The organism is Pseudoalteromonas sp. CO348 (genome assembly GCF_004208845.1).
In the GTDB taxonomy this organism is placed as follows: domain Bacteria; phylum Pseudomonadota; class Gammaproteobacteria; order Enterobacterales; family Alteromonadaceae; genus Pseudoalteromonas; species Pseudoalteromonas maricaloris.
In genome coordinates, this window is the sequence record NZ_SGPI01000033.1 from 207,880 (window position 1) to 218,882 (window position 11,003).

Annotated in this window: 8 protein-coding genes; 1 reads left to right on the forward strand and 7 read right to left on the reverse strand. The window is 42.6% G+C overall.

Annotated features, from left to right (window positions below):
* Positions 1 to 22: 22 nt before the first annotated feature.
* The 4 genes from tssC to EXT48_RS17555 all read right to left on the reverse strand — a co-directional run bounded on the left by tssC (position 23) and on the right by EXT48_RS17555 (position 3,904).
* Complete coding sequence (tssC, locus tag EXT48_RS17540; RefSeq protein WP_045989243.1) at positions 23 to 1,495, reverse strand: type VI secretion system contractile sheath large subunit; 1,473 nt, start codon at positions 1,493 to 1,495, stop codon at positions 23 to 25.
* Positions 1,495 to 1,992 carry a type VI secretion system contractile sheath small subunit gene (tssB, locus tag EXT48_RS17545; RefSeq protein ID WP_045989242.1) on the reverse strand — a complete coding sequence of 166 codons (498 nt, stop codon included), beginning with the start codon at positions 1,990 to 1,992 and terminating at the stop codon, positions 1,495 to 1,497. The genes tssC and tssB overlap by 1 nt, the downstream gene beginning before the upstream one ends.
* Before the next feature lie 11 nt (positions 1,993 to 2,003).
* Positions 2,004 to 2,534, reverse strand: coding sequence for a type VI secretion system tube protein Hcp (locus EXT48_RS17550; RefSeq protein ID WP_045989241.1), 531 nt, complete (start codon positions 2,532 to 2,534; stop codon positions 2,004 to 2,006).
* 65 nt (positions 2,535 to 2,599) lie between these two features.
* Positions 2,600 to 3,904 (reverse strand): type VI secretion system ImpA family N-terminal domain-containing protein, encoded by a 1,305-nt coding sequence (locus tag EXT48_RS17555; protein WP_130165186.1) that lies wholly within the window; start codon positions 3,902 to 3,904, stop codon positions 2,600 to 2,602.
* Positions 3,905 to 4,261: 357 nt separating this feature from the next.
* Here EXT48_RS17555 and EXT48_RS17560 point away from each other — a divergent pair, with 357 nt between their 5' ends.
* Positions 4,262 to 5,719, forward strand: coding sequence for a hypothetical protein (locus tag EXT48_RS17560; RefSeq protein ID WP_130165187.1), 1,458 nt, complete (start codon positions 4,262 to 4,264; stop codon positions 5,717 to 5,719).
* Between the two features lie 190 nt (positions 5,720 to 5,909).
* Here EXT48_RS17560 and EXT48_RS17565 read toward each other — a convergent pair whose 3' ends face one another.
* The 3 genes from EXT48_RS17565 to EXT48_RS17575 all read right to left on the reverse strand — a co-directional run bounded on the left by EXT48_RS17565 (position 5,910) and on the right by EXT48_RS17575 (position 10,970).
* The gene (locus tag EXT48_RS17565; RefSeq protein ID WP_130165188.1) at positions 5,910 to 6,296 is read right to left on the reverse strand and encodes a hypothetical protein; all 387 of its coding nucleotides are present in this window, start codon (positions 6,294 to 6,296) and stop codon (positions 5,910 to 5,912) included.
* Between the two features lie 317 nt (positions 6,297 to 6,613).
* The gene (locus tag EXT48_RS17570; protein ID WP_130165189.1) at positions 6,614 to 7,303 is read right to left on the reverse strand and encodes a DUF6602 domain-containing protein; all 690 of its coding nucleotides are present in this window, start codon (positions 7,301 to 7,303) and stop codon (positions 6,614 to 6,616) included.
* Positions 7,304 to 7,322: 19 nt separating this feature from the next.
* Positions 7,323 to 10,970 carry a DEAD/DEAH box helicase family protein gene (locus EXT48_RS17575; protein WP_130165190.1) on the reverse strand — a complete coding sequence of 1,216 codons (3,648 nt, stop codon included), beginning with the start codon at positions 10,968 to 10,970 and terminating at the stop codon, positions 7,323 to 7,325.
* Positions 10,971 to 11,003 lie beyond the last annotated feature (33 nt).

Below are 11,003 nucleotides of genomic sequence, written 5' to 3' on the forward strand. Positions count from 1 at the left end.
GCTTGAATTAGGCGTTGTAAACTTAGCCCGGTAAGCTTGCGACCATACGCACAGAAGTTGTTAGTTCTTCCATTTGTAGCCAAGGACGCAAATGCGCAATTGCCGAGTAAGCACCTGGACGACCAGGCTGCTCAATCACTGAGATTTGTGCTTCAGCAAGTGGGGTTTTTGCACGCTCTGCATTGCCCATCGCACCTGAGTTTGTGTACATTGCGATCCACTCACTCATTTCCTTCTGGATATCAGCCGCTTCCATATTAGAGCCAATATTGTCGCGACCCATTACTTTGAGATAATGTGCAATGCGACTACTCGCCATGATATATGGTAAACGTGCTGAGATTGCGGCATTCGCTGTCGCATCCGGATCGGTATACTCTTTAGGTTTTTGCGTTGTTTGTCCGCCTAAGAACACGGCATAATCGGTGTTCTTATAGTGAACTAACGGAAGGAAACCTAAATCACTCAGTTCTTTCTCGCGCTCATCCGTTAAGTTAACTTCAGTCGGACACTGCTGCGTGATATCACCGGAATCAGTCAAATAAGTCAGGTTAGGCAAAGCTTCTACTTTACCGCCATTGTCCATACCACGGATCGCAGTACACCAACCGTATGCTTCAAAAGCTTGGTTCATTTTCAGCGCCATTTCATACGCAGCATTAGACCAAACAATCTCGTCATTGCTCGCTGGTTTTGGATTACCTGCGGTATCTGTCGCTAGCTCTTCAAATTCGAATGATTTGATTTTTTTGCCTTTACCACCGTACGGTAAACGCGCCATCGTGCGAGGCATAGTTAATGCCACATAACGTGCGTCATCGCTTTCTCTAAATGAGTTCCAAGACGCATAGCTTGGCGAGTCAAATGCCGGTGCGATTGGCTTTCCTTCACTAAATGTTGAGAAGCTACTTAATTCGAACATTTCAGGCGCTGCTGCTGCGATAAATGGCGCGTGACTAGCTGCAGCCACTTCACCCATGTAACGCAAAAGCGCAACGTCTTCATCTTTTTGAGAAAACTCGTAATCACCTAAAATTAGGCCGTAAGGCTCACCGCCTGCTGTGCCATATTCATGCTGATATAGCGTATTGAATAACGGGCTACGGTCGACCGCTGGTGCATCTTCAAATTGCTCAAGTAACTCATCTTTTTTGATATTGAGTAACTTAACCTTTTGTGAAGTGCCAAGCGCACTGTTACGGACCAACTTTTGCAGACCTAACCATGAACCTTCTAACTCTTGAAAGCTATCTTGTTGCATAATTGCTGAAAGCTGTTGGGACATTTTCTTATCAATTTCTGCCACCGCATTCGCGATGGTATCTGTTAAGTTTTTATCCCAAGTCACCGTGCCTGACATCGCTTCTTTGGTTAAAGAAGTAAGTAACTCTTTGGTTCTGTCTGGCGCAGTTTGACTTGTCGCGCTGATTGCACGGTCTAAAAACGAACCGCTTTCACCAGCTGCACCACCATCTTGCTGTAATTCTTCAGACATTATTCCTCTCCTTTAACGCCAAGTTCATCAGACAACGCGCTCAAAGAATCCGCGCTTTGTAGAATGTCTTTTAGTAACTTTTCAAAGTCACGAGAGCGATCCGCTTTGCTCAACAATTCATTCAGTTGATTACGCGTTTCAAGCAGCTTTTTCAAAGGTTCAATGCGTTGAACCAACGCATCAGGCTCAAAGTCTTTCATTGAGTCAAAATCTAAATTAACTTCAAACTGACTGTCATCAGCTTCAATCACATTGTCGACTTTTAGGGTCAATGAAGGTTGGATACGGCCCAGTACGTCATCAAAGTTGTCTTGATCTACTTGAATAAATTCACGATCTTCAACTTCTTTTGGGTCTTCTCTGTCTCCAGAGAAATTACCGAGTACCGCTGATACAAACGGCAGCTCTTTTTTCTCAGTTGCGCCATTAGTTTCAACATCGTAGGTAATACTTACGCGGTTTTTACTAACGCGCTTATGTTGCGAATTAAGTGCCATAGTGATTTACCTTACTTAAGATCTGCAGCAGAAGTAAGCTGGTTAGTCGTTGCATCGTATTTAACAGATGCTGCTTTCTCTAGCTTACCGCCCTCATCCTCAACGAAGAAGATTTGCTCAATTTTAGTATAAGTAAGCGAGAATGACTCAGATGGCTGACCACCGTCACTACCAGAGATGCTAAAGTTCGCCATACGTGCTTCTTCTAGAGAAATAACGTAGTAAGGTACAATTCCTTTACCGTCACGAGATGGCTTAGTCATTACTAGCTCAACGGTTTTACCGTCTGCACCTGGCTGGAATAAATAGGTAAGTAGGTAAGGTGTTGCACCGTCATAGCTCTTTGAGATGCTGATCTCGCCAAGTGCTACCATACCGTTATCTTGGTTGTTTGCATTACCAATATCTACAGAAACGCCACGCATAGCGCCCCAAGATAGGCTATCTACCGCAAACCAACCTTTTTTGCTGTTTAAATCGGCAACTGTTGCAGCCCCTTTGATGCTGTCATTGCCGTCGATTCTCATGAAAATTGACGCCATTTGTATTCTCCATAGCTATGTTATTTTTCCCTACAAAGTGTAGGCATAAATTTAATCTTTATTAATTACCAGAGTGGCCCTGACGAGGAACTATCTTTGGTTACAGGCTTAACTTCTGGTACTGGCTCTGCGTCTGTTTGAATCGGTTGCACTACTTCAGGCACCACCGTTTCTACAACCGCGGGATTCGGACTAGATACTGCTACACTCTCTTCCGACAACAACTCACCTAAGTCATTGTCAACGCCTGTTAACTTGCTTATCTCAGCAAGCGCAGGTGAATCTTTTGCAATCAATTCTCCCATCAAATCGGAGAATGACATGTTGCCCCAACGTATGGCTCTGGCGAGCAAATAGGGAATGGGGCTATGCGGCTCCGTCTTCTTAAAGAAAACCGCAATTTTATTTAAGTCTTCCAGTGCATGCTCACGGGTATACGCCGCTTTGGCAATCACAGGCTGGGTGATGGTCGCTTCTGCGACGGTTGCACTCACCGTCGCTTGTGGTTGTGGTACGGGCTCTTTACTTGCTTCAACAACCACTGGATTCTCTTCCTTTTGTACTAAAACGTCAGTCGCTTCTTGTTGTTTTGCAACATCAGGAAAGAAGTGTTGGTACATCAGCTTAATTTGCTTTATCGCATCGCGAACAAAACGAAAACCAAGCAATGCAAGCCCGTGCTTATTACGGTATCCGTTGACGAATAAATCAACCTCTTTAAGCTTGTTTTCAATCTCACTCAAGGTATTAAAACGTGAGACCAGTTCTGCTTTTCTGGATTGTAAAACTGCGGCGAATTCGGTTTTTTTGGCTTCGAGACTGCCGTCTTTCTGAGCCGAAACGTAATCACTGTAAGTGTAGTCATCAATAAACGGATAGCGCATTAGTGGCACATTTAACAGCCCTGAACTTGGGCTATCGCCGGTCAGCTGTTCAAGCGGTTTGGTTTGATTTTCACAGTGTTTTTGCGCAGCTTCAGCGTCATCGAGCTTAGCTACTTTTTTTTCAGGTAGTTTAGGATGAATTGACTCACCGAGTTGTTTTAGTGCAAACAAAAAGTCGTCTAACCCTGCATTAAATAAGGATAGATCTTCTTTTTTGTACGCTAACGAGGACAACCACCACACAAAGACTTCAATATCTCTTGAGTCATTTTTTAGCGTTTCGCCAGTTGCTTGTTGTAGTTGATACCAATCCTCGGCATTTTGGCGCTGAAGTTCTTGGTCTTGTGCTGAAGATGGCGTTTCTAGCAACTTGCGTAGGCTAGATTGCGCAATATTGAGTAAATTACGTAGTTCCCGAAACTTTGTTCGCTCTTCTTTAAGAAATACACCGGCATCAAGCTCAGTACTCGGAGAAAAAAGTAACATAGGCGACCAATTACAACCTTAATACTCGTTTATAATTTATTCTTCATTCCATTGTGGAGCAGAATGATCCAAAGTCAAGATATTAATATCTTGTAAAATAAGAACCGTGATTGTCCTTGATTCAGGCCAAATATTGACATCAATATTTAAAGTTATTAACGCAAATGTAATCAGCCTTAAATGATTCAAAAATAGCAAGCAACTGTGGATGAAAAATGAATTTAAGCGGTGTTTTTTCGTTTTTCGAACAAAAATAAAGCAATCAAATTAAACACTTTAATTATGTTTTTTTAACTTTGATTCAACTTTTACATTCAACTATAGTTGCGCTAATTGAGGTCATATCTAGAGGTTTACATGAAAGAGAATTTCATCAGGGATGGTATTAGGGGCAACTTAGTTGTTAAAGACTTTGTGCCTGCCACAAAAATCGGCAAGTTTGATCTCAAAGTAGAACCACACAAAAAGAAAATCACCGTGATTGTCAAAATCTTTTATCGATTTATCGACAACACCGAAGATCAACTCTCGTGGTCAATGAATGAAAAAAATGAGTTTAAACGCAACGCAAGACGCGTAATTTTAGAAAAGTGGAAGAACAATTATAAGATCCGCTGTACCAAGCAGAACTGGGAAGAATTTGTGATGGACATTAACTTTGTCATTGCAGAAGTGAACAACCCAGCGTACTGTCGTTATGTTGTAGAAGTTAAAAAGCTTGCGCGGTATAAGTCTAGCGGCGGCATCAATCATGGCGTGGTTCCACATGTCTGCGACGTCAACAATTTTGCCAATGAAATTGACATCACAAAAAACCAAGAGCGGATCTTCAATTACAAAGAGGGTTTGCTGCGCTCAGGATTGAGGGGGTTGCTACCTGCGGGCGATGGCGACTATATTACCTTCTCATCAGATCAACATTTACTCACTACTGGCATAAAAACCTATCTCGACCGCTTTCTTGCGATAGTTAGATTGAGACGCACACCTGACGTTGTGGGTATTAAAGCTTATATTATTGGTCTCAAAGGTCAAAATGACAGCACCTTTACGTACAATTTAGAATCACGCCGAGCAAATTCAATTGCCAACTATATTAATCAACGCATTGTCGGCGACAACTTTGCTATTGTGGCCAACACGTCTCAGCAATGGGCAAAAGATGCCGTGACCTTTTTAAAAACCAGAACTCGAAATCACACCGTATCTGGCCAAGATGGGGGTGTACTTATCGTTATTCGCACACCCCATAATGTTGATCGCACCGTACCGCATAAATACATTGTGATGACGCATGAATTTGGGCATATGCTTGGGCTACCTGACGAGTACTTTGGTGTGCATAGTAACTCCACCATGGCAAAGCTAAGGCTAGATAATGTTTGGCCAAGCACAATACGCTCACAAAGTGTAGCAACAGGGAACAAACGCCTCAGAGAGATGCAAGACGGCTTTACGCAAATGGCCACCCAAGCCAATGTGCCTTTACCTAACTTGATTTTAAAGACCACCATCGTCAAACGGCCAGAGGCTAAACAAGCTTATCAAGAAATACAAGATAAAAATGACCAAATCACTCGACGTAAGCAACAGCTAAAAGATACTTTTGGTCAAACTAGTTGGGCCTATAAGAAGTATAAAGACTCACACCCCAGACTTTATGCGCCCCCGAGCACAGAAGCGATTTCTAACAGCATCATGCACAGTGGCAGCGATATTCAAAAAGTGCATTTTGTGACGATTTGGTCGGCACTGTGCAAAGCAACTGAAACGCACCTTGATGTCACTGAGTGGGAGATTGTCCCTGCAGAATAAGGAAATATCAATCCTGAAGTTTGAGCAAGAAAGAGGTAAGCAACTAGAACATATGCTAATGCTAATTAGAATATAGGGCTTATTGGCTGTTGCTAGTTAGATGTTGTGTTTTGCTCACGGCAATTGAATTGCAGCTGAGTACCTAAAGCAATGGAAGGTGCGCACACTTTCCATTGCGAAATAGCAAAGCTTAGAAGCTTAGCATTTTTTTAACATGACAAACTTGAGGTAATACATTTTTTTGCACCTCAAATTGTACTCTGTCGCCTTCAGAGATTGTCGCTGCGATGTTCGTTACTCTTTCAAGAATAGTAGGATCGCTGTAGCTTACAGTGCCATTCATTACGCAGCGGAACTTACGTCCATTAGAGTCTTGAGCATTTACAGTTAAATGGTTTTCGCTCACATTCATAGAGAAAGTGCCTGCTTGGCTGTGGTTTAATACAACTTCAGCAGTTTGAATGACCACGCTGCCATAATCTACTTCTGTGATTTTTACTTCAGCAGCAGAAGCCGACCCTGCAGATACACCTAGCGCTAAAACGGTTGCACCAAAAACTTTGTTCAATACTTTCATTGTATATTATTCCTTTATACATTTATTAAGTTCATTTATTAGAAAAGCCCTTGAAATTTAAGGCATTGCAAACCTAACACATAACAAATTTAAATAAAACAAAACAAGTTTAAATATTTTCTAACACAGCACGTAGTTAGTTTAAGATTCAATTTGAACAACATACGCAGACAGCATTACCGCATTAATAGCCCGGGCCACAGTATTCCCCGTTGCCGATATAATCGAAACTCTAGAAGAAAACGGCTACCACAGATATGTTGCTGAGCTTAGTGCTTATAATAAATAATCAATTAAACCGCAGGGTTAGAAATATCTTAGTTAGAAGAGTTCAGTTTATCTGCCCTTAGAAGCTCTTGAAATAACCACTCTGAATACGGAGCACCTTTGAACAAGTCATAGGAAATAGAGCTCCTCTTTAAAAAGAAACCTTTATTATAGGTGATTGGCTCCCTATTATGGTCAGTACCATTCACCTCTTCTTCCTCATCTAAGCAAATTATAAAGTCTATGCTCGAGTATTCTTTTTTAGAGTTATCTGACTCAAAGGTTTGATACGTTTTATCAAATTTATATCCACATCTAGCAAGAACAGTGCTCGTTTTACCGGCGATCTTATAGCAAAATATACCGCATACTAGATTTGCATTATGCCTTTTGAGCTCCTTTGATTTACGTTCGAAGTCTCGAATTTCTGTTAACTTTGCATTGGTTTTAACTTCAATGATTGCTGCACATTCTGTGCTACAAATTCGAACTTGATTCCCTATATTTGGGTTCACAGTGTCTTCTCGTCTTAGAATAATATCGTGTTGCCCATATTCAATATTCTGGTAGAAGACCTCTCCTTTGTGCAATCGGTCACCAACGCGATCTAACCTGCCTTTCACTTGATCGCGAAGGAATTCCTCGCGAGCATCGCCTAATACCCCTTTATGCTTAAATTTTTCAACTGCTGTTGACTGAAGGCGTAAGAGCTCATCAATATACTCGTATAAATAAGACACTACTTAAATCCTACCCACGTTAAGCACTCTGGTTTGCTGTAACCACTGCATTCGCATTGACAGCTCGGATCACACCAAACAGCTCGACCACAGTACCTTCATCGAAGAAACCATAGGCGCTTTCGCCGTGCTTATCAGTAAATGGTGACTCGAATAGCTGCGACATATCTAAGATGCCATTATTAACGAGGTAGTCGATCACTTGGTCGACAAATTGAATTTGCTCCGCGTTATAAGCCTCTTCATCAAGGAAGCTACTGAATGCTTCTTTAGCTGCATTCATATCTAAGCCGACAAGCTCGCGAATAAACGTGCCTAGAGGCTTATCTTGTAGGATTTTTTCGCGATAGGTTTCCACATCACTCATACCACTCGCTTCCAATAACAGGCCTTCTAAAACGTCTAAGTCCGCTTGTGTAATGGCTTTATTTCGCTTTAACTTTTGGATGGTTAATTGGTCTTGGTGATCTTGAATATAGAGCTCAATTTTCTTGCGATATTGGGCTAAATCAATGCTCGGGTTCTTGTACACATTAGTCACGTCATGAACACCTTGAACATCGTCTTCAAAGTTGGTGTACACCATCTCTTTTTTATCTTTGTCCAACGCAAACATAAGACTTCGTAACTTACGTCGTAGCACTTCCAGTGTAGCTAATTGGATATCTTGCCAAAACTCTTGGGTCTGGATATCTTGGATAAGTTGTAGCTGAGCCTGTACTGCTGGAATGGTTGATTTGGCTTCTAACTGCTCTGCAAACTCGATGACACGCCCACGGTTCGCTTCCGAGATCATGCCTTTCTCTAGCAGGTCCAATTGCATGGTCAAAACTAAATTATCAAAGCGATGTGATAGGTGATTAAGCTGCTCATCAGAGTTAAATGCCTCTGCTTCCGTTGGTAGTTGTGAAATCTGACTCTCTAGCTCAGTAAACTTAGCATCATCAATGTTATTCCAATGCTCACGCTCTAAAAACGGCTCAATCGCTCGGCGCTTCGGTCTTACAATAAAGTTATCAAGATTCATCCCACTGACAATATGGTGCAACATATCCAGTTGGTAACGATTTAGCTCAGAATAACGCTCGTAGTCTTCTGGATTTTGCTCTCGGAACGCTTCATTATTCAACTTGCTGTTAAGTAATGTGCTAAGTAGAACGCGTTTCTCGAATACCTGTTGAGTCACAGATTTCGCTACACCCACCGCAATACCTCCAGGGTTAGCATCGAAATACTCAAAGTTTTGGCAGTAGTCAAAGACCTTAAATGTTTTCTTATCGTCATTCGGACCAAAGAGGTCTTTACACAAACGTGTACCACGCCCAATCATCTGGGTGAATTTCACTTTTGAGCGAACGACTTTGAAGAATACAAGGTTCACGACTTCCGGTACATCAATACCGGTATCGAGCATATCTACGGAGATTGCAATACGACATGTAGGGTTCTTGGGGTCGAATTCGTCAATCTTGTTCTCGTCTCCGCTGAATTCATCAATGAGGCTTTGTGCATAAGTCTCTTTCCATGTGATCACTCGCGCCAATTTCCCCGCCCACTTGGGATAGTTCTTATTGAATATTTTCTCAAGAAAAATTGCATGATCATTGTTAGCGGCAAAGATGATGGTTTTACCAATTACATCTCCACCTTCGACATGGATACCGCCACGTTCATCTTTACTCATCAACTGAGCAAACATCTTCTCGGCTGTATCTTCGTTGAATAAGAACTTATTCACCTCAGATGGTAACACTTCATCTCGGCCTTCTAGCTCAGCTTTGCCCTCCCACTCTTCTTGCTCTTCAGGTGATAAATCTTTGTACTTAACGCCCTCACGCAGGAACTTGGTCGCCACAGAAATCTTAGTTGGTGGCACAAGGTAACCTTGGTCATACGCTTTATCGTCTTCATAGGCGTAAGTTGGCATCCCCTTTTGCAGGTCAAAAATGCCATAAGTATCTTTTTCAACTTCATCTTTTGGTGTGGCGGTTAACCCTACCAAGAAGCCATCAAAATACTCGAAAATTTGCCGATATTTCGAGTAGACAGAACGGTGTGCCTCATCGACAACAATCAAATCAAAATGACCGACACCAAATGGTCGCTCATTTGCGCCACGATCCAGTAGATTCTTCATGGTCGGGTATGTCGAGAAGTACAAGCGACTGTCGACACTGTTTTTACTCTGACCAGAATCCAGAATAGAACAACTAACGCGGGGTAGTAGCTTAACGAAGTTCTTCTTGGCTTGAGTGAGCAGCGCATTACGGTCAGCAAGAAACAGGATGTTCTTAACCCAGTCGTTTTTCACCAACAAATCGACAAGGCTTATCACAGTACGGGTTTTACCTGTCCCCGTCGCCATCACGAATAACCCTTTGCGCTCATGTTCTAGTTCAAAGTCCTGTAATAGTTTAGTGATGGCTGATTTTTGATAGTGACGGTTGGTGATCTCGTTGTTAATAACAAGATTGCTGTTAGGCATGCCATTTTCAAAGAATGGTTTACGATCAGTACGACGCTTCACCATAAGCTCAAGTTCAGCTTTGGTGTAAAAGCCTTGAACTTGGCGTGGCGGGTAAAAATGGTCATCCCACAGATGAGTCTCATAACCATTGGTGTAGAAAATAACTGGACGTACACCACACTGTTTTTCTAAGCAATCAGCGTAAAGCTTCGCTTGCTGTTGCCCGTCTTCGGCTCGACGATGCGTGCGCTTTGCCTCAACAACCGCGAGCGCCGTACCGTCATCTCCCCATAGAACGTAGTCAACAAACCCATTCCCATTAGGGTTAACTTGCGAAATTGGCATGCCTGATACAGGGTATTCACGGTCTCGCTGATGCGCTAATTCCCAACCGGCCTCAGAAAGCAGCACATCAATAAGATAAGTACGTGTTTCTACTTCGTTATAGTCGTGCGTATCCGTGACCTTTTCGGCACTTTGCTTAGCTTGTTCAATCTGCTCAAGTAAGGCTTGGTTTGCGGCTTTGAGCGCTTCGTTTTCTTTTAGCTGCTTGAGGTAAGTGTCACGCTCTACTTTGTCTTCTTGCTCTAGCCGCTTCTCTAACTCTTGAACCCGCTTGATGCTGCTTAGCGCTTTGGTCGCTACAGCCGCATCAATTGAGACTCGCTGTGGGATAAGCGCTTCATCAAATGGTTGGACGACAAATTGCCTACGATTCAAATCTCCGTTTGCAAAAGCGGGTGTATAGGTGCGAATAAACCAATAGAGCACATGGTGCAGCTCTTTCACAGCTTGCAACGCATCACGCTGTGGCAGTGTGGTTTTACTGTGTACAGCCTCGTTACCAACCTTAATCACCAGCTTAAGCTTAGGAAAGAGGTTGGTGGTGAGGTTTTGCTTAAAGCCCTTATCATGAATCAGCGACATTAAGGTCGCATCGTGGCGAGGGCGAGTTAACCAGTTATCAATGTCAAATACGGTTTCAACCATTAACTCCAGTGCGTTACGGGCATAGAAACCAGCAATACGCGGATCGGTTTTGATATTGCTTTCCGCATTTTGGGCACGAGTTTGAATCTCGGCACAACGTGTGGTGTATATATCGCTGCCACCGTTAAGGGCAACGTCCATAAACGCAAAATTGCTCTTTTGAGAAAAGCTGCCTTTAGAGCTAGATGAAGAGTTAGCCGTATCTGACATTGAATTTCCTTTTTACATCATATTGTTATTATT